This is a genomic window from Streptomyces sp. NBC_00286 (genome assembly GCF_036173125.1).
Lineage (GTDB): Bacteria > Actinomycetota > Actinomycetes > Streptomycetales > Streptomycetaceae > Streptomyces.
The window spans coordinates 2,569,082-2,591,114 of the sequence record NZ_CP108054.1 but is presented as its reverse complement, the minus strand read 5'-3'; the positions used below and the strand labels follow the sequence as shown (position 1 = coordinate 2,591,114).

Below are 22,033 nucleotides of genomic sequence, written 5' to 3'. Positions count from 1 at the left end.
GATCGCGTACGTACTCCCAGTGGTCGCGGAAGTGGTCAACATGGTGCGGCTGGAAGCCAGGGCTCGTAGGGCCGGGTGGGATCCGGAGCCGGTGGCCTCCCATGACGTCCGTATCGGGGCGGAGTGGATCAGTCGTCCCGGTGACCGGCGAAAGGAGTGCTTATCGTCAGGCAGACGACTATGATCGCGACATGCCCTACGACCCGTCAGCCTTCCCGCCCTTTGCCGTCACCGTTGACCTGGTCGTATTGACCGTGCGTCGCGATGCTCTGTGCGCGTTGGCGGTACGGCGGGGCGAGCCTCCGTTCCAGGGGCGGTGGGCGCTGCCCGGCGGATTCGTGCGGCCCGACGAGGACCTTGCACAAGCCGCCGCGCGGGAACTGGTTGAGGAGACCGGGCTGTGTGCCCACGACCCGGATGCCCCCGCGCAGGACAACGGTGCGCACCTGGAGCAGCTCGCCACCTATGGCGATCCCAAGCGTGACCCGAGGATGAGGGTCGTCAGCGTCGCCCACCTCGCGCTCGCCCCCGATTTGCCCGCGCCCAGGGCGGGCGGCGATGCGAACAGCGCTCGCTGGGCCCCCGTCGAGGAGCTGCTCCAGCGGGGCGGATACGGCCGCGACGGCGAACAGGCGGCACCGCTCGCCTTCGATCACGCGCAGATCCTGGCCGACGGCGTGGAGCGCGCCCGGTCCAAGATCGAGTACTCGTCGCTGGCCACTGCCTTCTGCCCGACCGAGTTCACCGTCGGCGAGCTGCGTCGTGTGTACGAGGCGGTGTGGGGAGTGGCGCTCGACCCCCGCAACTTCCACCGCAAGGTGACCGGCACTCCCGGCTTCCTGGTGCCCACCGGAGGAACGACCACCCGGCAGGGCGGCCGCCCCGCTCAGCTCTTCCGCGCCGGTGGCGCCACACTGCTCAATCCGCCGATGCTGCGCCCCGAGGTCTGACCCTGGCGTCAGCTCGACCGGTGCGGGAGCCGTTCCGGGGCGGTGTCAGGGTGCCCGAAAATCCGTACATACCGCGCTATCTTGCCTTGGGTGATCCAGGCCATCGGACTGACCAGCAGCCCCCGCAAGGAGCTTCCGCCCGCCGTCGACGACCTGTCCTTCGAGGCGCACCCGGGACGCGTCACGGCGCTCCTCGGAGCCCCGGGCGCAGGCAAGACGACGGCGCTGAGGCTGATGCTCGAGCTCCAACAGGGCCGCGGAGTCACCCACTTCAGGGGTCGGCCGCTGCACCGTATCCCCCATCCAACACGCGAAGTGGGCGTGCTCCTCGGAGAGGTGCCGGGCCATCCGGCACGCACGGTGCGCGGTCAACTCCGCATGCTGTGCGCCGCCGTGGGCGTGCCCGTGCGTCGCGCCGACGAAGTCCTCGAAGTGGTGGGCCTAGTCAGCCTCCGCGACGAACGCCTCGGCGCCCTCTCGCGGGGTACGGACCGTCGTCTGGGACTTGCCTGCGCGTTGCTGGCCGATCCGCACACGCTCGTTCTCGATGCCCCTACGGACGGGCTGTCGGTCCGTGAAAGCCGCTGGCTGCACGGAGTTCTGCGCGCTTACGCCGCCGGAGGCGGCACCGTGCTCTTCACCACGGACGACCCGAAGGAGGCCGCGCGGAACGCCGACCGGGTCGTCACGATCGAGGAGGGCCAGCTCGTAGCAGACCAGGAGGCCGCCGACTTCGCCCGTACCCGGCTCCGTCCCCGCGTCGCCGTGCGCAGCCCTCACGCCGCCCGGCTCGCCGCCCTCCTGGCCAAGGAGGCTCGCGCCACACGGTGTTCCGTCGAAGTCGTGTCAGAGGACGGCAACCGCCTCTCGGTGTACGGCAGCACCTGCGCCGACGTGGGTGAAACCGCGTACCGCCACGGCATCCTCGTACATCAACTGGCCGACGAAATCGGCGACATGGGGCCCACGGCCGCCCGCCCGCCCGCGGATGATGCTCAGGAGGCCGAGGAGTCGCCGGGGCCGACCGAGGCGGAGATCGCGGATGACCTGTCCCCGCTCCCGCTCCCCATCACGGTCCGCCAAGGCCGCAACCCGCTGCGTCCTCTGCGCTATGAACTGCGCCGCGCGGCAGGAGTCGGCACCGGTTACCTCACTGCGGCAGCCGTGCTCGTCACTTCTGCCGTCACCGCCGTACTCCTGGCCCGGGTGGGACACACGCCGCAGCCGCGGCTGCTCGCCGCGTGGCCGCAGCAGTTCCCGCTGCCGCCCGCGGCGCTCGGCGCGGGGCTGCTCGGCGCCCTCGCATTCGGCGACGAGTTCCGCCACCCCGCCCTGGCCGCGGACCGCGGCACCGTCCCCCGCCGCCTGGGACTGCTCGCCGCCAAACTCCTCGTCGCCGCCGCCACCGCGCTGATCCTGGCCATCCTCACGGTGGGCGTGGACGCCGAACTGCTCTACATCGTCTACGGACGGGAGATCGCCGGAGTTCCCGCCGACTGGCTTTCGCTGAGCGCCAGTTGGATCGGACTCGTGGTGGGCTGCGCCTGGGCAGGCGTGCTCGGCGCGGGCGTCTTCCGGTCGACGACCGCCGGACTCGCGGCCGTTCTCGCCGTACCGATCGTCGTCGTACCCCTGGTGCACAAGTTCCTGGAGGGACAGTCCGTGCGGACCGCGACCGGGTTTTCGACCCGACTACGGGAGTTCGTGCTGATGCAGTGGCCCTTCGGTGGCGAGCGAATTCTGGCCGCCGGAGTGCGGGTGATGACCCAACCCGTCGGCAGTGCACTGGTGTTGTCGCTCACCGTCCTGCTCTGCACGTACCTGTTCACGACCCTGCGAGGCAGGTTCCGGTGGTCGTTCTGAGCGGCACAGGCGTTCCCCGATGGGCACAACTCCTCGGTGAACGCCCATTTCTTTCCGATAAGGCGTCAATTGCGATGGGGTGAGCGATCACCCTTTCGTGTGCTTTTCACCAAAGACCTCAAGGCAGTTGAGGGCGACGCCGACAAAGGATGCGTGAGTACCCTTGCGCACACCATGATGACCGCCGCCCGCTCCGCAGACTCCGGCCTGGCCGGCCCGGGCGAACTCGACCGCTACCCCTACGCGGAGGCCCCCGGCGTCGATCGCGTCGGCGCCCCCGCGTGGGAGGGCACGGACCCTGAGCTGGGCCGCGTGGGCAGGCGGGCCGCGGGCTCCCGCGGCCGCGGCCTGCACGGCCAACTCGTCCAACAGCTGGGTCAGATGATCGTTTCCGGCGACCTCGGAGCAGACCGCCCGCTCGTCCCTGAGGAGATCGGCCAGCGGTTCGAGGTCTCCCGCACCGTCGTCCGTGAGTCACTCCGCGTCCTCGAGGCCAAGGGCCTGGTCAGTGCCCGCCCCAATGTCGGCACACGGGTACGGCCCGTCAGCGACTGGAACCTCCTCGACCCGGACATCATCGAGTGGCGGGCCTACGGACCGCAGCGCGACGATCAGCGGCGCGAGCTGAGCGAGCTGCGCTGGACGATCGAGCCGCTGGCCGCCCGCCTCGCCGCCGGACACGGACGCGAGGAGGTGCAGCAGCGGCTCGCCGACATGGTCGAGATCATGGGGCACTCCATGGCGCAGGGCGACGCGCTCACCTTCTCGCGCGCCGACGCGGAGTTCCACTCGCTCCTCATCCAGGTCGCCGGCAACCGCATGCTGGAGCATCTCTCCGGGATCGTGTCGGCGGCCCTGCAGGTCTCCGGCGGCCCGGTCGCCGGCTGTGACCGGCCGAACGAGATCTCCCTGGCGCACCACTCCCGGATCGTGGATGCCCTGGCCGCCGGTGATGGAGCGGCGGCCGAGGCCGCCATGCGTCAACTGCTCACCGTTCACCCCGAGGTGGAGCGCGTGGTGCCCGCCCCGCGCGAGCACTGACCGCGCACCGAGGAGTAGTCGGGGGCGTGTCCCCTCGCCCGGCACCGCGCGGTCGGCGACCGATCCGCCGCCCGACTCTGCCGCACCCTGCCGCCGGACTCTGCCGGATCTCTCTGGGATTCGGCAGAGTCCGGCGGTATGAGGAAGCCTTGCGCCACCAGGTTGACCACCTTTGACCGTATCTGGTCGCATTTGGACGCTTACGGGGTGTGACTCGGGCCACGCAGATTGGGCGTAACACTCCTGGGAACAGCGCGATGACCTAAGAGGTGACAGCCGACGAGGGAATACGGACGCCGTTCATGGCGCTGTGCATCTTCGCGGCCCCGCCCGCGCCGTTGGCTCATCCCCCAGTCGACGGTCGTCGGCTCCGGTCCACAGTGGACGGGGCCGGAAGCCGCTTTCCAACGTTCCGAGAGGTTGTTCGTGTCGGCCAGCACATCCCGTACGCTCCCGCCGGAGATCGCCGAGTCCGTCTCTGTCATGGCGCTCATTGAGCGGGGAAAGGCTGAGGGGCAGATCGCCGGCGATGACGTGCGTCGGGCCTTCGAAGCTGACCAGATTCCGGCCACTCAGTGGAAGAACGTACTGCGCAGCCTCAACCAGATCCTCGAGGAAGAGGGTGTGACGCTGATGGTCAGTGCCGCGGAGCCCAAGCGCACCCGAAAGAGCGTCGCAGCGAAGAGTCCGGCCAAGCGCACCGCCACCAAGACGGTCGCGGCGAACACGGCGACGGCCGAGCAGGCCACCGCCACCGCAGCTCCGGCGATGCCTGCCGTCGACGCTCCCGCCGAGGACGCTCCCGTCAAGAAGGCCGCTGCCAAGAAGGCGACCGCCAAGAAGGCCGTCGCGAAGAAAGCCGTCGCCAAGAAGGCGCCGGCCAAGAAGACCGCCGCCAAGAAGGACGACGTCGAGGCGATCGACGAAGAGGCGGTCGAGGAGACCCCGGGCACCGCCAAGCCCGGTGCCGAAGAGCCCGCCGAGGACGGCGCCCAGGGCTTCGTCCTGTCGGACGAGGACGAGGACGACGCGCCCGCGCAGCAGGTCGCCGCGGCCGGTGCCACGGCCGACCCGGTCAAGGACTACCTCAAGCAGATCGGCAAGGTCCCCCTCCTCAACGCCGAGCAGGAGGTCGAACTCGCCAAGCGCATCGAGGCCGGCCTGTTCGCCGAGGACAAGCTGGCCAACGCCGACAAGCTCGCCCCCAAGCTCAAGCGCGAGCTGGAGATCATCGCCGAGGACGGCCGCCGCGCCAAGAACCACCTCCTGGAGGCCAACCTCCGTCTGGTGGTCTCCCTGGCCAAGCGCTACACCGGCCGCGGCATGCTCTTCCTGGACCTCATCCAGGAGGGCAACCTCGGTCTGATCCGCGCGGTGGAGAAGTTCGACTACACCAAGGGCTACAAGTTCTCGACGTATGCCACCTGGTGGATCCGCCAGGCGATCACCCGCGCCATGGCCGACCAGGCCCGCACCATCCGTATCCCGGTGCACATGGTCGAGGTCATCAACAAGCTCGCGCGCGTGCAGCGTCAGATGCTCCAGGACCTGGGCCGCGAGCCCACCCCGGAGGAGCTGGCCAAGGAGCTCGACATGACCCCGGAGAAGGTCATCGAGGTCCAGAAGTACGGCCGCGAGCCCATCTCGCTGCACACGCCGCTGGGCGAGGACGGCGACAGCGAGTTCGGTGACCTCATCGAGGACTCCGAGGCCGTCGTCCCGGCCGACGCGGTCAGCTTCACGCTCCTCCAGGAGCAGCTGCACTCCGTCCTCGACACCCTGTCCGAGCGTGAGGCGGGCGTCGTCTCCATGCGCTTCGGTCTCACCGACGGTCAGCCGAAGACCCTCGACGAGATCGGCAAGGTGTACGGCGTCACGCGCGAGCGCATCCGCCAGATCGAGTCCAAGACGATGTCGAAGCTGCGCCACCCGTCGCGTTCGCAGGTGCTGCGGGACTACCTCGACTAGATCCCGCCGTACGTCACCCAGGGCCCGGTCTCCCGAACAGGGGAGCCGGGCCCTCGGTGTGCGTGGAGTGCGCGCCACTGCCTCGTGAATCACTCTGGGTTTTCCATGACCACCTCAGAGTGAGGAGCGCTTATGCGTCGGCCCTATGTACGAGCGCTGGCTCTCACGGCCATGGCGGCCGTGATACCGCTGGCATCCACCGCTCCGGCGGCTGCCGACAGGATCGTCATCGGCGGATATCCCGTCGAGGCCTCTCAGAGCCCCTGGACGGTGGCGCTGGCGAGTCGTGACCGGTTCGGGGGTACGCGGGCCGGGCAGTTCTGCGGGGGCGCGGTGATCGGCCGGTCGACCGTGCTGACCGCGGCCCACTGTCTGGGCGAGGAAACGCTTGGCGCACCACTGCGGCAGATCCACGATCTGAAGGTGATCGCCGGGCGCGGGGATCTGCTGGGGGACGAGGGCAGGGAGATCCCGGTGCGCGCGGTCCGGGTCAACCCGGCGTACGACAGCTATACGAACGCCGGGGACTTCGCTGTGCTCACTCTTGCCGAGCCGCTGCCGGAGAGCTCGGTGATTCGCATGGCGGGCTCCGATGACGCGGCCTACCGGCCCGGTACGGACGCTGTGGTCTACGGCTGGGGCGACACGACGGGCAATGGTGACTTCGCACACGCTCTGCGGGCAGCCCGGGTGGAGGTACTGTCCGACGCCGTCTGTGAGGAGGCGTATCCGGACAGTGCGGAAGGGAAGTATCTGGCCGACTCCATGCTGTGCGCCGGGGAGTCGGGTGGTGGCCAGGATGCCTGTCAGGGGGACAGCGGTGGGCCACTGGTCGCCCAGGGGCGGCTGATCGGCCTTGTGTCGTGGGGGAACGGCTGCGGACGGGCCGAGAGCCCAGGGGTCTATACGCGGGTCTCAGGCGTCGTCACGGAGTTGGGCGCGGGCCGCTGACGAGTACGTCACAGTCGCGGCCGGCGACAGGGACCGTAAGCCATGGTCGGCGACCGGCACGCACAGGCACGGTCGTCAGCTGAGAGGTACAGCCACGACGGGCGACAGGGACGTACAGGCACGGTCTTCGGCTGGAACGTACAGGCGTGGTGGCCTGCTGGGTCGTTCGGGCCGGCCGGGCATGACTACGGGCGGCTGCCCCTGTTGCCAGGGACAGCCGCCCGGTCACCGGCCTGTGCCGTGCTGGCTCGTCGTGGATGCGAAGTGTCAGCGCTCTTCTTCGTTGGCGCTTGCCGGGACGGCCGTCAGCCGCTCCGTCTCGTCCTGTATCTCAGCGGCGATCTTCTTGAGTTCCGGCTCGAACTTGCGCCCGTGGTGGGCACAGAAGAGCAGTTCACCACCGCTGAGGAGGACGACGCGCAGATATGCCTGGGCGCCGCAACGGTCGCAGCGGTCAGCGGCCGTCAGCGGGCTCGCGGGGGTCAGAACAGTAGTCACGTCGCCTCTTCTCTAGCTCGACGAGCTGTCGTACCAGGGTCAACATCCAACCAGGCCCAAAACGTTCCCGCTCGGGACTCTGCCTCGGAAAAAATCTCGCTCCGAGTCGGCTGTCTGCTGCCGGTTGGCGGCGAATGAGCCGTATTGCGTGTCTTTGTATCTTTACGGGTTCGCGCTGTCTGTCAGGGTCAAGTCCTCCCGGCTGGGTTGCCGGTTGTTCATGAGGACGTGCCCGGAGCCTAAATGGTTCATGCCTGGAAGGGAACGTGATATGTACTTCACTCCATCGAGGGATCGAACAGGCATGCGACGCTGGACTACCCTGAGTCTCAGACGAGGGTGGCGTTACAACGGCTCTACCAGGCCTCGGTACCCTCGGACCGGCGACCGAAGCCGGTCCTTACCCTAAAGGGCCCCACTTGAAATTCAGCGAGGAGCGAACCGCGTGACCGCCGAGACGTCCGTGCCGTCCACAGCGCTGCTGACCGGAGCAGACCGGGACGGTTCCAACTACACCGCGCGGCACCTGCTCGTCCTCGAGGGGCTCGAGGCCGTGCGGAAGCGCCCGGGCATGTACATCGGGTCGACCGACAGCCGCGGTCTGCTCCACTGCCTCTGGGAGATCATCGACAACTCCGTGGACGAGGCCCTGGGCGGGTACTGCGACCACATCGAGGTGATCTTGCACGACGACGCCTCGGTGGAGGTGCGGGACAACGGCCGCGGCATCCCTGTAGACGTGGAGCCCAAAACGGGCCTCTCCGGTGTCGAGGTCGTGATGACCAAGCTGCACGCCGGCGGCAAGTTCGGCGGCGGCTCGTACGCGGCTTCCGGCGGCCTGCACGGTGTGGGTGCCTCCGTGGTGAACGCGTTGTCGGCCCGCCTGGATGTCGAGGTGGATCGCAATGGGCACACGCACTCCGTGAGCTTCCGGCGCGGCACGCCCGGTGCCTTCACGGGGGCCGGTCCGGACGCGGCCTTCGACGCCTCGGCCGGTCTGCGCAAGCTCAAGAGGATCCCCAAGACCCGCACCGGCACGCGCGTGCGCTACTGGGCCGACCGCCAGATCTTCCTCAAGGACGCCAAGCTCTCCCTGGACACACTGCACCAGCGCGCCCGCCAGACGGCCTTCCTGGTGCCCGGACTGACGATCGTCGTCCGCGATGAGTACGGGCTCGGCGAGGGCGGCAGCAAGGGCGAGGAGTCCTTCCGTTTCGACGGAGGCATCAGCGAGTTCTGCGAGTATCTGGCGAACGACAAGCCCGTCTGCGACGTCCTCCGCCTCTCTGGACAGGGCATCTTCAAGGAGACGGTCCCGGTTCTGGACGACCACGGCCAGATGACGCCCACCGAGGTCACCCGAGAGCTCGGCGTCGACGTCGCGCTGCGCTGGGGCACCGGCTACGACACGACGCTCAAGTCGTTCGTCAACATCATCGCCACGCCCAAGGGCGGCACCCATGTCGCGGGCTTCGAGCAGGCCGTCACCAGGACGGTCAACGAAGTGCTGCGCACGAAGAAGATGCTGCGCGTCGCCGAGGACGACATCGTCAAGGACGACGCCCTGGAGGGCCTCACCGCGGTGGTCACGGTGCGCCTCGCCGAGCCGCAGTTCGAGGGCCAGACCAAGGAAGTGCTCGGCACCTCGGCGGCCCGTCGCATCGTGACGAACGTCGTCTCCAAGGAGCTCAAGGCATTCCTGACCTCCACGAAGCGGGACACGGCCGCACAGGCCCGCGTCGTCCTGGAGAAGGCGGTCGCCGCGGCCCGTACGCGTATCGCGGCCCGTCAGCACAAGGACGCGCAGCGCCGGAAGACGGCCCTGGAGTCCTCGTCGCTGCCCGCGAAGCTCGCCGACTGCCGTAGTGACGACGTGGAGCGCAGTGAGCTGTTCATCGTCGAGGGAGACTCCGCGCTCGGCACCGCCAAGCTCGCCCGGAACTCCGAGTTCCAGGCACTGCTGCCGATCCGCGGCAAGATCCTCAACGTCCAGAAGGCGTCCATCTCGGACATGCTCAAGAACGCCGAGTGCGGGGCGATCATCCAGGTCATAGGAGCCGGGTCCGGCCGGACCTTCGACATCGACGCGGCTCGCTACGGCAAGATCATCCTTCTAGTCGACGCCGATGTCGACGGCGCGCACATCCGCATCCTGCTGCTCACGCTCTTCCAGCGCTATATGCGGCCGATGGTCGAGTCGGGCCGAGTGTTCGCCGCGGTTCCGCCGCTGCACCGCATCGAGCTGACCCAGCCGAAGAAGGGCCAGGACAAGTACGTCTACACGTACTCGGACCGCGAACTGCGCGACAAGCTGCTGGAGTTCCAGAGCAAGGGCATCCGCTACAAGGATTCCATCCAGCGCTACAAGGGCCTCGGCGAGATGGACGCCGACCAGCTGGCCGAGACCACGATGGACCCGCGCCACCGCACACTGCGCCGCATCAACATCTCCGACCTGGAGGCCTCGGAGCAGGTCTTCGACCTGCTGATGGGGAACGAGGTGGCTCCGCGTAAGGAGTTCATCTCTAACTCGGCGGCTACGTTGGACCGTTCTCGCATCGATGCGTAGGCGCTCCGCTGGGTTGGGCAGGTTTGAAGCTGCGGGTTCGTTGGGGCTTGTCGCGCAGTTCCCCGCGCCCCTAAAGGAAGGCCTGCGGCCTCCTTTAGGGCGCGAGGAAATCACCGGACTCGACAAGTCCGCCTAGGCGCCCCGAGCCGCCACGTGCCTCAGGGTGCCACCCACGCGTAGCGGTGCTCTGGGCGGCCTGTGTCGCCGTACTTGAGGGTGAGGCGTAGGCGGCCGGCCTGTTCCAGGTGGCGGAGGTAGCGCTGGGCTGTGGAGCGGCTTAGGCCGGTTCGGGCTGCTACCTCGTGGGCCGAGAGCGGATGGTCGGCGTCGTGCAGGACTTTGCAGATCAGGTCCGTGGTGGGTTCCGAGTGGCCGCTGGGCAGGCCGGGCGAGGAGGCGGGGGGCGTCGTACGTAGCGCGCCGAAGATCCGGTCGACCTGCTCCTGGCCTGCCACACCCTGGCCCTCGACCCGCTCTACGGTGCGGTGCAGGGCTGCGTACGAGTCGAGTCGGGCGCGCAGCGCGGCGAAGGTGAACGGCTTGACCAGATAGTGCAGGGCGCCGAGGCGCATCGCGGCCCGTACGGTCTCCACATCACCGGCCGCAGTGATCATGATGACGTCGCTGTCGTGGCCGAGTTCCCGCATCTGCTGGACGAGTTCGAGACCCGTACGGTCGGGCAGATAGTGGTCGAGCAGTACGAGGTCGACGGGTTCGCGGGCCACCGTGGCCAGGGCCTGGGCCGCGGTGTGCGCGCGGGCGGTGACCCGGAAGCCGGGCACTTTGCCCACGTACTGGGCGTTGATCTCGGCGACACGGAAGTCGTCGTCCACGACCAGGACGTCAATCATCGGGCCTCTCTCCCCGAGCTCGGGCCTGAGTCGGGCCCGTTGCTCCGGCTCCAGTGTTGTAGCGCGCGCGAAACGAGCACAACACGCTTTTGCGAGCAGAAGAAGGCCTTGCGGTCACAAGACTGCTGCTCTTGCACACGGCACCTCTACGGTCGCAAGGCAGGTGCGCACACGCAGAGTTGGTGAAGATGCAGGCCGCGGGCTGAGTTTCCTCGCACGGCTGGCCTCCCCTGACAGCTGTGCTGAGGTGGGCGCGGTCGTGACTCCCGTACCTCGGTCGTGCCCTCAGGCGCGGGTCGCCCAGACGTAACGGTGCTCCGGGCGGCCCGCGTCGCCGTATTTGAGGCTCAGCGTCGCCCTCCCGGTGCGCTCCAGGAGCTTCAGATAGCGCTGGGCGGTCTGCCGGCTGAGCCCCGTGCGTTCCGCGATCTCCTGGGCCGACAGAGGGCCCTCGGCGCTCAGCAGCGCCTGGCGTACGGCCTGTGCGGTGGTGGGGGAGTGTCCCTTGGGCAGATTCGGCTCCGAACCCGCGGAGAGGGCGCCGAAGATCCGGTCGACCTCGGCCTGTTCGGCTTCGCCTCCGCCGTCGAGGGTCCGGCGCAACGTCGCGTACGCCTCCAACTTGGCGCGCAGTCCGGCGAAGGCGAACGGCTTGACCAGGTACTGGAGCGCGCCCTGCCGCATGGCCGCCTGGACCGTGGAGACGTCACGGGCCGCGGTCACCATGATCACGTCAGTCTGGTGGCCGCGCCGCCGCATCTCCTGGACGACCGCGAGTCCCGTTTCGTCGGGCAGATAGTGGTCCAGGAGCACCAGATCCAGTTGTGGCAGCGCCTCCACCTGCCGCAGTGCCTCGGCCGCGGAGTGCGCCTGGCCGGCGACATGGAAGCCCGCGACCTTCTCGACGTAGGCGGCGTTGACTCGGGCGACCCGGGTGTCGTCGTCCACGACCAGCACCTCGATCATCGCGACTCCTCCTTGGTGGCCGTGGTGCCTGCCACAGCGGCTTGCCGCGCCTCGTACCTGGCGTCGGCCCGTCCGGGCCCCGGCGTGAGTCCCGGCTCCGCCAGCGCCTCCGGCAGCACGATGGTGAACTCCGCGCCCCCGCCGTCCGCCTCCGCGACCCGCGCGCTGCCGCCCTGCCGCTCGGCGAGCCGACGCACCAAGGAGAGGCCGATCCCGCGCTTGCCGTGTGCCGGAGGCTTCTTGGTGGACCATCCGTCGGTGAAGACCAACTCTCGTTGTTCGGCGGGGATTCCGGGCCCGGTGTCCCGCACCCTGAGCACTGCCGTACGCCCCTCCGCACGCAATTCGACCTCCACGCGCGCGTGCTGCTTGCCTGCGACGGCGTCGAGCGCGTTGTCGACCAGGTTGCCCACGATCGTGACGAGTCCACGTGGATCGATCAACTGGTCGGGGAACAGCGTGCTGTCCGAGATCGACAGTGCCACTCCGCGCTCCGCCGCGACAGTGGCCTTGCCGACCAACAGGGCGGCGAGCAGCGGGTCGTGGATCTTCTCGGTGACCTGTTCCGCGGTGACCCTGTGGTCGCCGACCACCTCGCCGACGAACTCCACGGCGTCGTCGTACATCTCCAGCTCCAGCAGGCCGAGGAGCGTGTGCATACGGTTGGCGTGCTCGTGGTCCTGGGCGCGCAGGGCGTCGATCAGGCCGCGAGTGGAATCGAGTTCGCGGCCGAGCTGCTCCAGTTCGGTGCGGTCGCGCAACGTGGCGACGGCGCCGCCGTCGTCGGTGGGCATCCGGTTGGCGACCAGGACGCGCTGACCGCGGACGGTGAGCAGATCGGTGCCGGTGACGCGTCCGGCCAGTACATCGGTCGTACGTCCCTCGCCGAGGGCCTCGTCGAGCGGCTGCCCGACCGCCTCGTCGCCGATGCCCAGCAGGCGCTGAGCTTCGTCGTTGAGCAGCCGGATCCTGCCGCCGCGGTCCAGGGCGACGACGCCCTCCCTGATGCCGTGCAGCATCGCCTCGCGTTCCGCGAGGAGCGCGGCGATGTCCGAGAAGGCCAGGTCGCGGGTCTGTCGCTGGACTCGCCTGGAGATCACATACGCGGCCAGCGCGCCGACGGCCATGGCCCCGCCCGCGTACGCGAAGAGGCCCGGGATCGCGTTGAGGAGCCGGGCGCGCACGCTGTCGTACTCGATGCCGACGGAGACCGCGCCGATGATGTCGCCGTCGGCGTCGCGCAACGGCACCTTGCCGCGGGCCGAGCGGCCCAGCGTCCCGCTGTCGATCTCCATGACCTCCTGGCCCGCCAGGGCCTTCCCGGGGTCGGTCGAGACCTTGTCGCCGATCCGCTTGGGGTCGGTGTGCGACCAGCGCACGCCGTCCGTGTTCATCACCACGACGTACTCGGCCCCGCTGGCCTTCCGGATCCGCTCCGCCTCGGCCTGTACGGGTCCGTCGGCCGTGGGCCGCGTCGACGTCAGGTCCTCGGCGAACTGCGGCTGCGCGGCCGTGGTCTGCGCGATCGCGAGGGCGCGGCGCATCGCCTGGTCGTCCAGCTGGTCGCTGAGCGGAGCGAGGAACAGCCCGGTTGCGAGCACGGCGACTCCGGCGGCGATCGCCACCTGCATCAGCAGCACCTGCGAAAACATCCGTTTCGGCATGCCGAGGCGGAGTCGTCGGGCAGGGGGAGTGGGACTCATGCCTATGACGGTACGGGGGTGGACGCGCCGTGCCGTAGGGGTGTGGCGTTGATCTCTTGAGCGAGGCGTGATCAGAGGGCCACGAGGCTCGCCGCGGCCGGACGGGAGAGCTCGCGTATCGCCAGTACGTCCATCCGGGCCGGGGAGCCGAGGGCCGAGCCGCAGCTCTCCTGGCGGGGCGGCAGCGAGGCGCCCTGGGCGACGGTGACGCGCCAGATGCGTCCGTCGGTGTGGGCGACGGTCACCTCCCAGCGCGGCGCCGTGCCGTCCGTGTGGACGACCGTCAGCGTGTCCGCGACCTCCTCGCCGGCCGCCGTGCGGATCGCCAGCTCGGCCGCCTGGCCGGGGCGCTCCCAGGCGGAGCTCCCGCGGCACCCTTCGGTGACCACACGCCCTTCGCGTACGCCCTGGAGTATCTCCTTGACGGCATGGGCCTCCGCGCGCCCGTACGCGTAGCCGAACGGCAGCACGAGCAAGGTCGGCGAAAATCGGTGGCCTCCCAGGTGGGTGACCTCCCATGCGCCGTCCACTCCGGAGGCGGCGAGCTCGGCGGCGAGGGGGCGGCCCAGGAGGGCGCAGCAGCGGTCGCGCTTGCCGTTGGTGCAGACGAGGGCGAGGGGGTCGCCGGTGTGGGGGCGGCCGTCGAGAACGGTGTCGAAGGTGTCGGACGCGCCTCCGCCCAGTGCGGCGAAGTCAAGTTCGAGCAGTTGCTTGGGGGCTGACGTTGTGGCGCTGTGCAGCCAAACGTTTCCAGGAGCGGTGTGGGCCGCGTACACCTTGCGCTCGGCAGCTGTGTGGCAGTCGGCGTGCCGTCCCGGGCGGCGGATCAGCGCGATGCGTACGCCGGTTCCCTCCGTGGCCTTCTCCAGAGCGCGGCCGAGGTCCGGATCCAGATGGCTCGAGGTCAGCGCTCTGGCGCCCCAGGGCCCGGGCTGTTCCACCAGCAGCCACGTCCGCGCGGTGGCTGCGGTCCCCGCAAGGGGCTCGTCCAGCTCCCGGGAGACCTTCGTGCACGTACTCACGGAGGTAAGCCTAACCTGAGTTACCTGGGATGGCTTTCGGGGCCTTTGGCGTCAGAGTTCCGTGGAGGGGCTGAGGTGGCTGTGGCCCTACGTAGTGTCCGCTCGGGCGCATGCGCATCGGCGTCTCCTCGTACTCTTCCAGCACGTGGGCGATCCAGCCCGCCGTGCGAGCCACGGCGAAGATCGTCTCGCCCGCGGACGCGTGCATGCCGGACGCCACTGTCAGGACGGCGAGGGCCAGGTCGACATTGGCGTGCAGGGGGGCGTGGCGGGCGGTCGTGGCCACGATGTCGTGCGCTGCAGCCAGGGCGGGCGCGGCCTCGGAGACCTCCTCCAGGAGTGCGAACAGTGCACGCGCGCGTGGGTCCTCGCCCGGGTAGAGATAGTGGCCGAGCCCCGGGACGCGGCGTCCGGCGCGCAGTTCGTCCGCGACAACGGGGGCCGCCGTGCCCCGGTCCAGCACGTCGAAGATCAGCCGGTGCGCGAATCCGCTGGCTGCTCCGTGCAGTGGGCTTTCCAGGGCGCCGAGGCCCGCGGACACGGCGGCGTATGGGTGCGCTCGGGCCGATGCGGCGACTCGGACCGCGAGGGTGGAGGCGGCCAGGTCGTGGTCGAGGAGGAGGGCAAGTGCCGTGTCCAGGGCATGCAGTGAGGCGTCGTCGGCCTTTCGGCCGCTGAGTCGCGCCCACAGGCGGTGCGCCAGCGGGCCCCGGTCCCGATGATCGCGCCGCAGAGGCGGCAGTGCGGCGACCAGTGTGGGGATCAGGGTGCGCGCGGTGCCGAGCACTGCCTCCTCGGAGAGGTCGAAGCGCAGCGGGTCCGCGATCGCCGCGGCGATGGCCGCGACGCGGAGGCGGTCGGTGGGGCCGGTGTGCTCGGGCAGTGCGTCGACGGCCTGGCGGGCGACTGCGACGGATGCCTCCGGGGCGGTGAAGGTGACGCCGGGGCGCAGCACGCCCGTCCACAGCCACTCGGCGACTTCTTCGTAGGAGTGGCGCGCGGCCAGTTCGGTCGCGTCCACGCCACGGAAGTAGTAGCGGTCCCTGTCGATCAGAGTGATGCGGGTGCGTACGGAGAATCCGCCCGCACTCGGTGAACTCCCGCTCGCCTCCCGCCTGTTGCGTTGTGCGAGCGACTCCACCTCCTTGGCGTCGAACGTGCTGCCCCGGCTGCCCGGTTCGCGGCGGCTGCTCAGCTGACCGCGACTCACATACGCGTACACCGTCTCGGGCTTCACGCCGAGCAGCTCGGCGGTCTCCTTGGTGCTGATCCGTCGGCCTTCGCGGGTGGGAGCCGGTTCTTGATCCTTCATGGCGTCACCGTATCTGTGTGGACCTATTCAACTGTATAGATTGATTCAATCAATATTGACAGAGATTAAGTCAATCATGGACAGTCGGATCAATTCCAGGGAGGGAACCATGCCGATCAACCGTGCCGAGACCGCCTCTGTAGACGTACCGCGGGGACTCGCCGGCGTCGTTGTCACCGACACAGCACTGGGTGATGTCCGGGGCGTCGAGGGCTTCTATCACTATCGCCAGTACTCGGCCGTCGAACTCGCGCAGACCCGCGGATTCGAGGACGTCTGGCATCTGCTGGTCCACGGCGAACTGCCCGATGCGGCACAGCGTTCCGCCTTCATGGCGCGGACCGCCTCGTTGCGGCGGCTGCCCGACGAGGTGCTGTCCGCCCTGCCCGCGATCGCGGCGGGGAGTGGGCGGTCCGGGCCGCTCGCAGGCATGCGGACCGCGTTGTCGCTGCTCGGTGCAGCGCGCGAGTTTCGGCCGGTGTACGACATCGACGCGGACCAGCGTCGTGCGGACGCGCTCGCTGCGGCGGCCGCCGTACCGACGCTGTTGACGGCGCTCTACCGGCTGGACCGTGGCCTCGACCCGGTAGAGCCGCGGGACGATCTGCCTCATGCCGGCAACTACCTCTACATGTTGACGGGTTCGGAGCCGGAGCCGCAGCGGGCCCGGGCGATCGAGCAGTACTTGATCTCAACCATTGACCACGGATTCAACTCATCAACGTTCACGGCCCGGGTGATCACGTCGACGGGAGCGGATGTGGCAGCCTGCCTCGTAGGTGCGGTGGGTGCCCTCTCCGGGCCGTTGCACGGCGGAGCCCCGAGCCGGGCGCTGGACACCCTCGATGCGATCGGGACACCCGACCGCATCGACTCCTGGGTCCGTCAACGAGTCCTCACCGGCGAACGCATCATGGGCTTCGGCCATGCCGTCTACCGCACCGAAGACCCCCGCTCCCGCATGCTCCGCGGCATCGCCCAACAGTTCGGCGGCCCGCTTGTCGACTTCGCGGTCGAGGTGGAGCGCCGAGTGGAGGCGATCCTCGCGGAACTCAAGCCCGGCCGTGACCTCCACGCCAACGTCGAGTTCTACGCCGGGGTCGTCATGGAGCTGTGCGGCCTCCCGCGCGCGATGTTCACCCCCACCTTCGCCACGGCCCGCGTCGTCGGCTGGAGCGCCAACATCCTGGAACAGGCGCAGGACTCGAAGATCATCCGCCCGGTGGCGCGGTACGTGGGGCCGGTGGCGCCCGTGGCGGTGCCGTCGGTGGCTTGACGAACGAAGGCCCGGCGCCGTCATGGCGCTGGGCCTTTCAGGTCGCAAGTCACCGCCGCCGTTGACGGCTTTGGTGACCGTGGTTGCCTCAAGCGTCGGGAATATCGGCCTTTGCCCGTACGAGGGTCTCGCGCGTGATCACCACGATTCGTTCGTAGTCGGCGCGCGCCGCGTCGGCGGGTAGCTGTGAGTCGAGAGAGGTGGTTGCGTCTGTGCCGATGATGGCGAAATTTCCGTCGGCCAATTCGAAAATATCTGGGCAAGTTGCACCAGAAGCGCTACCTCGCGCGCGCGGAGATACACCGAGGCGACGGATGATCTGACTCACAGTTGTTTTCCCTTAGCGGTCTCAAGGCATATGTGCCTCCGCACTGTCGACGCGCGGACGCGAGTACATCCCTGTAGGGCTGAGCCTCGGCAACCGGACGGCTGGAGTGACGGTTCCTCGTGGTGGTCGACTCCTTGCGCGGTTGCGTGGCAGTCAACTCTGGCCCCAAGGATGGCAGAGAACCGCTTGTCATCGAGGATGAACGCGCCGCTTCGTTATCGTTCGGCTACAGAATCCACCCGGAAGTGGCATGAAGCGTAGGCGGAGTTTACATATCGCGTCGAAGCGGGCACCGGAGTTATTGGTCGCCGGGCGGCTCCCCAACCACCCACCACTCGTCGATGTCCGCTTCCTCTAGTTGGCGCAGTAGGTCGTCGACCATCAGTCCGAGTTCGGCCTCTTCTGAGTTCGCGATGCTTGCCCGCTGCTGCTGAGTGGCGTGCCAGTACTCCCGCACTATCGGGTTCTGGAAAATACCCCGAACATGCCCGAAGAACTCATCACGGCTTATATTGCCGATGCGGTAATAAAAGAGCAGATTCGTGTATAGGGCGTTGGCGAAGAGGTACTGGCGGCGCTTCTTGGGGGACACGGGCACCTCATAGAGGTCCAGTACCTCGGCGAGCTCGGGGTCGTCTATGGCCTTGCTCAGCAGTTCCCAGTGCAGGCGCTGTTGGTTGGCGATGTTGGTGTGCTGCTGCGTGTGCGCGGTCTGCTCCAGGTGCTCCAGGCGCAGACGCAGTGACTCGAGTGTGTGACGGTGTGCGGCCATGGTGGCGAGAACACCTGCCACCATGCCGATCCCTGCTGCTGCCGCGGCGGAGCTCAGCCCCCGGATTCCGCGCTTCTGTGTGACCATGTCAACCCCCGAATCAGGCGACCGTCCGCCGGTCGTCGGGTGCGGGTCGACAGGGAACGGACCGGCGAGCGGGTGGGCGGCGCGCTTGCCGTCTTCCAGGGTGCCGAGCGGCTCTGATCGGCTGGGAGGCGGCTAAGAGGGCGCACAGGGGGAAGCGCGGGTCGCGTTTCCTGGCGCCATGTCCAACGTGTGCCCCCTGAACGCCGCTAACAATCGTTCACTTCGCGGGGTTTCCACCGGCTCGTATCCTGAGTCGGCATTCAATCCTCGTAACGAGAGCCGGTCCACGAGCCGGTGCACGCATCGGTGTGAGAGAGGTCGCGCGTTGAGTCCTGTGAGCCACCAGCAGATCCCGGTCGTCGTCCTCGCGGGCTTCCTCGGGTCCGGCAAGACCACGCTGCTCAACCACCTCCTGCACAGCAGCGGAGGCAGCCGTATCGGGGCCGTCGTCAATGACTTCGGGGCGATCGAGATCGACGCGATGGCGGTCGCCGGGGCGCTCGGGGACTCGACCGTTTCCCTAGGGAACGGGTGCCTGTGCTGCGCGGTCGACGCAAGCGAACTCGACGTCTTCCTGGAACGGCTCGCCCAGCCCTCCGCCGGTATCGACGTCATCGTCATCGAGGCGAGCGGCCTCGCCGAGCCGCAGGAGCTCGTGCGGATGCTGCTCGCCAGTGAGAACCCGCGCGTCGTCTACGGCGGGCTCGTGGAGGTCGTCGACGCCGCCGAGTTCGACGACACGAGGCAGAAGCATCCCGAGATCGACCGGCATCTCGGCATCACCGATCTCGTCGTCGTCAACAAGGCGGACCGGGCCGAGGAGCCTGAGCGTGTACTCCGACTCGTCCGGACGCTGACCGACCGTGCCGCCGTCGTCCCCGCCACGTACGGGCGGATCGACCCGGAGCTCCTCTTCGACTGCAAACCGTCAACGGAGCGGATCGGGCAGCTGTCCTTCGACGACCTTCATGAGCACGCCCATGAGGATGGCCCCGAGCACTCCGGACACCTGCACTCCGCCTACGAATCCCTAGCCTTCACCTCTGAAGTGCCGCTCGGGCCGCGCCGGTTGATGGACTTCCTCGACAGCAGGCCGGAGGGCCTCTACCGCATCAAGGGGTACATCGATTTCGGCGCGGCCGACCCGCGCAACCGGTACGCCGTTCACGCCGTGGGCCGGTTCCTGCGGTTCTACCCGGAGGCCTGGGCGCACGGCGAGGAGCGTCGCACCCAGCTCGTCCTCATCGGCTCCGGCATCGACGCCCCCGCGCTCGGCAAGGAGTTGGAGGCGTGCAAGGAGGACGCCCCACACGCCGACGAGCACAGCATGTGGGGCGTCCTCCGTTACGTACAAGATCCAGACGTGCGGGAGCAGAGCCTGGAGCCCGTGCAATCGGGCCCCGAGGCCTGATCAGACCGGTCCCGCCACCACCGACACCGTCTTCGGCAGTGAGACGCCCGAGCCGTCGCGGCGCGGGTCCATCTCCGGCAGGTCGGCCGGTGTGCCGTTCTTCTGCGCGGCCCGGGCCGGAGCGGGGCCGGCCCAGGCCAGGCTGAGGCAGTCCTCGCCCTTCAGGAACCGCTGGCAGCGCACACCGCCCGTGGCGCGGCCCTTGCGGGGGTACTGGTCGAAGGGCGTCAGCTTCGCGGTCGTCTGGACCGAGTCGTCGAGCGTGCCGCGCGAGCCCGCCACCGTGAAGACCACCGCGTCCACGGCCGGGTCGACGGCGGTGAAGGAGATCACCTTGGCCCCTTCGGTGAGCTTGATGCCCGCCACGCCGCCCGCGGGCCTGCCCTGCGGACGGACCTGGGAGGCCTGGTAGCGCAGCAGTTGGGCGTCATCGGTGATGAAGACCAGGTCCTCCTCGCCCGTGCGCAGCTCCGCCGCGCCGACGATCCGGTCGCCCTCCTTAAGGGTGATGACCTCCAACTCCTCCTTGTTGGACGGGTAGTCGGGCACCACACGCTTGACCACACCCTGCTGTGTGCCGAGCGCCAGACCCGGCGAGGACTCGTCGAGCGTGGCCAGGCAGACGACCTCCTCATCGCCCTCCAGGGTGAGGAACTCCGAAATCGGCGCTCCTCCGGCCAGGTTGGGCGCCGCGGTCGTCTCGGGCAGCTGCGGCAGGTCGATCACGTTCATCCGCAGCAGGCGTCCCGCCGAGGTGACCGCGCCGACCTCGCCCAGGGCCGTCGCCGGGACGGCCGAGACGATCAGATCGTGCTTGGCGCGCTTGCCGTCACTCTCCCCGAAGGGGTCACCGTTCGCCGTACGGGCGAGAAGTCCCGTCGACGACAGCAGTACCCGGCACGGATCGTCGGCCACCTGCAGAGGTACGGCCGCGGCGGTGGCCCCCGAGGACTCGAGTAGCACCGTCCGCCGCGGAGTGCCGAACTTCTTGGCCACCGCGGCCAGTTCGCCCGACACCAGCTTGCGCAGCTCGGCGTCCGACTCCAGGATGCGGGTCAGCTCCTCGATCTCCAGGTTGAGCCGGTCGCGCTCCGACTCCAGCTCGATGCGGTCGAACCTGGTGAGCCGGCGCAGCGGGGTGTCCAGGATGTACTGCGTCTGGACCTCGCTCAGCGAGAAGTGCTCGATCAGGCGCTCCTTGGCCTGCGCGGAGTTGTCGCTGGAGCGGATGAGGCGGATGACCTCGTCGATGTCCAGGAGGGCGACCAGCAGACCCTCGACCAGATGCAGCCGGTCCCGCTTCTTGCCACGGCGGAACTCCGACCTGCGCCGTACGACCTCGAAGCGGTGGTCGAGGTAGACCTCCAGGAGCTCCTTGAGGCCCAGCGTGAGGGGCTGGCCGTCCACCAGCGCGACGTTGTTGATGCCGAAGGACTCCTCCATGGGCGTCAGCTTGTAGAGCTGCTCCAGGACGGCCTCCGGCACGAAGCCGTTCTTGATCTCGATGACCAGGCGCAGGCCGTGCGAGCGGTCGGTGAGGTCCTTGACGTCGGCGATGCCCTGCAGCTTCTTGGCGCCGACCAGGTCCTTGATCTTGGCGATCACCTTCTCCGGGCCCACGGTGAAGGGCAGCTCTGTGACGACGAGGCCCTTCCTGCGCGCCGTCACGTGCTCCACAGAGACCGTCGCGCGGATCTTGAAGCTGCCGCGGCCCGATTCGTACGCGTCCCTGATCCCGGAGAGGCCGACGATCCGCCCGCCCGTGGGCAGGTCGGGTCCCGGGATGTGCTTCATGAGGGTCTCGAGATCGGCGCCCGGGTGCCGGATCAGGTGCCGGGCGGCGGCGATCACCTCGCCGAGGTTGTGCGGCGGCATGTTCGTGGCCATTCCGACCGCGATGCCCTGCGCGCCGTTCACCAGCAGATTCGGATACGCGGCCGGGAGGACGCCCGGCTCCTGCTCCTGGCCGTCGTAGTTCGGTGAGAAGTCGACCGTGTTCTCGTCGATCGACTCCGTCATCAGGGAGGTCGCGTCGGCCATCCGGCACTCGGTGTACCGCATGGCGGCCGGCGGGTCGTCGTTGCCCAGCGAGCCGAAGTTGCCGTGGCCGTCCACCAGGGGCAGGCGCATCGAGAAGGGCTGGGCCAGGCGCACCAGGGCGTCGTAGATCGACGCGTCGCCGTGGGGGTGCAACTTACCCATGACCTCGCCGACGACGCGGGCGCATTTAACGTATCCGCGGTCGGGGCGCAGCCCCATCTCGTTCATCTGGTAGACGATGCGGCGGTGTACGGGCTTGAGGCCGTCGCGGGCGTCCGGCAGGGCCCTGGAGTAGATCACCGAGTACGCGTACTCGAGGAAGGAGCCCTGCATCTCGTCGACGACGTCGATGTCGAGGATGCGCTCCTCGAAGTCGTCTGGCGGCGGGGTCTTCGTGCTGCGGCGGGCCATCGCTGCTGCGACTC

17 protein-coding genes are annotated in these 22,033 nt (G+C 68.7%); 8 read left to right on the top strand and 9 right to left on the bottom strand.

Annotated features, from left to right (window positions below):
• Window positions 1–191: 191 nt before the first annotated feature.
• The 5 genes from OHT21_RS11700 (at window position 192) to OHT21_RS11680 (ending at window position 6,773) form a co-directional block, all read left to right on the top strand.
• Window positions 192–950 (top strand): NUDIX hydrolase, encoded by a 759-nt coding sequence (locus OHT21_RS11700; RefSeq protein WP_165339202.1) that lies wholly within the window; start codon window positions 192–194, stop codon window positions 948–950.
• Between the two features lie 90 nt (window positions 951–1,040).
• Complete coding sequence (locus OHT21_RS11695; RefSeq protein WP_328768205.1) at window positions 1,041–2,813, top strand: ABC transporter ATP-binding protein; 1,773 nt, start codon at window positions 1,041–1,043, stop codon at window positions 2,811–2,813.
• Between the two features lie 153 nt (window positions 2,814–2,966).
• Entirely contained in the window at window positions 2,967–3,854 is an 888-nt protein-coding gene (locus tag OHT21_RS11690) for a FadR/GntR family transcriptional regulator (protein WP_328768204.1), read from the top strand.
• Between the two features lie 426 nt (window positions 3,855–4,280).
• Window positions 4,281–5,822 carry an RNA polymerase sigma factor gene (locus tag OHT21_RS11685; protein ID WP_328768203.1) on the top strand — a complete coding sequence of 514 codons (1,542 nt, stop codon included), beginning with the start codon at window positions 4,281–4,283 and terminating at the stop codon, window positions 5,820–5,822.
• A gap of 132 nt (window positions 5,823–5,954) precedes the next feature.
• Window positions 5,955–6,773 carry a S1 family serine peptidase gene (locus OHT21_RS11680; RefSeq protein ID WP_328768202.1) on the top strand — a complete coding sequence of 273 codons (819 nt, stop codon included), beginning with the start codon at window positions 5,955–5,957 and terminating at the stop codon, window positions 6,771–6,773.
• A gap of 267 nt (window positions 6,774–7,040) precedes the next feature.
• Here OHT21_RS11680 and OHT21_RS11675 read toward each other — a convergent pair whose 3' ends face one another.
• Window positions 7,041–7,271, bottom strand: coding sequence for a DUF7455 domain-containing protein (locus OHT21_RS11675; protein ID WP_165339198.1), 231 nt, complete (start codon window positions 7,269–7,271; stop codon window positions 7,041–7,043).
• A 445-nt stretch (window positions 7,272–7,716) separates the two neighbouring features.
• On the opposite strand from OHT21_RS11675, the gene OHT21_RS11670 reads away from it, so the two are divergent.
• Entirely contained in the window at window positions 7,717–9,840 is a 2,124-nt protein-coding gene (locus OHT21_RS11670; RefSeq protein WP_328768201.1) for a DNA gyrase/topoisomerase IV subunit B, read from the top strand.
• A 158-nt stretch (window positions 9,841–9,998) separates the two neighbouring features.
• Here OHT21_RS11670 and OHT21_RS11665 read toward each other — a convergent pair whose 3' ends face one another.
• From OHT21_RS11665 to OHT21_RS11645, 5 genes are all read right to left on the bottom strand, one after another.
• A complete protein-coding gene (locus tag OHT21_RS11665) occupies window positions 9,999–10,691 on the bottom strand; it encodes a response regulator (RefSeq protein WP_328768200.1) in 693 nt (230 codons plus the stop codon).
• 285 nt (window positions 10,692–10,976) lie between these two features.
• On the bottom strand, window positions 10,977–11,657 hold the full coding sequence (locus tag OHT21_RS11660; protein ID WP_328768199.1) for a response regulator: 681 nt from the start codon (window positions 11,655–11,657) through the stop codon (window positions 10,977–10,979).
• Window positions 11,654–13,360: a sensor histidine kinase gene (locus OHT21_RS11655; protein WP_328768198.1), complete on the bottom strand. Its 1,707-nt coding sequence runs from the start codon at window positions 13,358–13,360 to the stop codon at window positions 11,654–11,656. The genes OHT21_RS11660 and OHT21_RS11655 overlap by 4 nt, the downstream gene beginning before the upstream one ends.
• Window positions 13,361–13,431: 71 nt before the next feature.
• On the bottom strand, window positions 13,432–14,382 hold the full coding sequence (locus OHT21_RS11650; RefSeq protein WP_328768197.1) for a sucrase ferredoxin: 951 nt from the start codon (window positions 14,380–14,382) through the stop codon (window positions 13,432–13,434).
• Between the two features lie 10 nt (window positions 14,383–14,392).
• Window positions 14,393–15,694: a citrate synthase gene (locus OHT21_RS11645; RefSeq protein WP_328768196.1), complete on the bottom strand. Its 1,302-nt coding sequence runs from the start codon at window positions 15,692–15,694 to the stop codon at window positions 14,393–14,395.
• Between the two features lie 109 nt (window positions 15,695–15,803).
• Between OHT21_RS11645 and OHT21_RS11640 the strand changes: the two genes are divergently transcribed.
• Complete coding sequence (locus tag OHT21_RS11640) at window positions 15,804–16,970, top strand: citrate synthase/methylcitrate synthase (protein ID WP_328768195.1); 1,167 nt, start codon at window positions 15,804–15,806, stop codon at window positions 16,968–16,970.
• 88 nt (window positions 16,971–17,058) lie between these two features.
• Here the strand turns inward: OHT21_RS11640 and OHT21_RS11635 are convergent, their stop codons facing one another.
• The gene (locus OHT21_RS11635) at window positions 17,059–17,298 is read right to left on the bottom strand and encodes a hypothetical protein (RefSeq protein ID WP_328768194.1); all 240 of its coding nucleotides are present in this window, start codon (window positions 17,296–17,298) and stop codon (window positions 17,059–17,061) included.
• A gap of 298 nt (window positions 17,299–17,596) precedes the next feature.
• The gene (locus OHT21_RS11630) at window positions 17,597–18,157 is read right to left on the bottom strand and encodes a DUF6082 family protein (RefSeq protein ID WP_328768193.1); all 561 of its coding nucleotides are present in this window, start codon (window positions 18,155–18,157) and stop codon (window positions 17,597–17,599) included.
• 334 nt (window positions 18,158–18,491) lie between these two features.
• Here OHT21_RS11630 and OHT21_RS11625 point away from each other — a divergent pair, with 334 nt between their 5' ends.
• A complete protein-coding gene (locus tag OHT21_RS11625) occupies window positions 18,492–19,568 on the top strand; it encodes a CobW family GTP-binding protein (RefSeq protein ID WP_328768192.1) in 1,077 nt (358 codons plus the stop codon).
• Here the strand turns inward: OHT21_RS11625 and OHT21_RS11620 are convergent, their stop codons facing one another.
• On the bottom strand, window positions 19,569–22,019 hold the full coding sequence (locus OHT21_RS11620) for a DNA gyrase/topoisomerase IV subunit A (RefSeq protein ID WP_328768191.1): 2,451 nt from the start codon (window positions 22,017–22,019) through the stop codon (window positions 19,569–19,571). It abuts the gene before it with no gap.
• Window positions 22,020–22,033: the final 14 nt, after the last annotated feature.

Bases quoted from the DNA above. Each gene is read 5' to 3' on its own strand.
- OHT21_RS11665 (WP_328768200.1), bottom strand. From the start codon at position 10,691: ATGATTGACGTCCTGGTCGTGGACGACGACTTCCGTGTCGCCGAGATC.
- OHT21_RS11640 (WP_328768195.1), top strand. From the start codon at position 15,804: ATGCCGATCAACCGTGCCGAGACCGCCTCTGTAGACGTACCGCGGGGA.
- OHT21_RS11655 (WP_328768198.1), bottom strand. From the start codon at position 13,360: ATGAGTCCCACTCCCCCTGCCCGACGACTCCGCCTCGGCATGCCGAAA.
- OHT21_RS11680 (WP_328768202.1), top strand. From the start codon at position 5,955: ATGCGTCGGCCCTATGTACGAGCGCTGGCTCTCACGGCCATGGCGGCC.
- OHT21_RS11645 (WP_328768196.1), bottom strand. From the start codon at position 15,694: ATGAAGGATCAAGAACCGGCTCCCACCCGCGAAGGCCGACGGATCAGC.
- OHT21_RS11630 (WP_328768193.1), bottom strand. From the start codon at position 18,157: ATGGTCACACAGAAGCGCGGAATCCGGGGGCTGAGCTCCGCCGCGGCA.
- OHT21_RS11620 (WP_328768191.1), bottom strand. From the start codon at position 22,019: ATGGCCCGCCGCAGCACGAAGACCCCGCCGCCAGACGACTTCGAGGAG.
- OHT21_RS11700 (WP_165339202.1), top strand. From the start codon at position 192: ATGCCCTACGACCCGTCAGCCTTCCCGCCCTTTGCCGTCACCGTTGAC.
- OHT21_RS11660 (WP_328768199.1), bottom strand. From the start codon at position 11,657: ATGATCGAGGTGCTGGTCGTGGACGACGACACCCGGGTCGCCCGAGTC.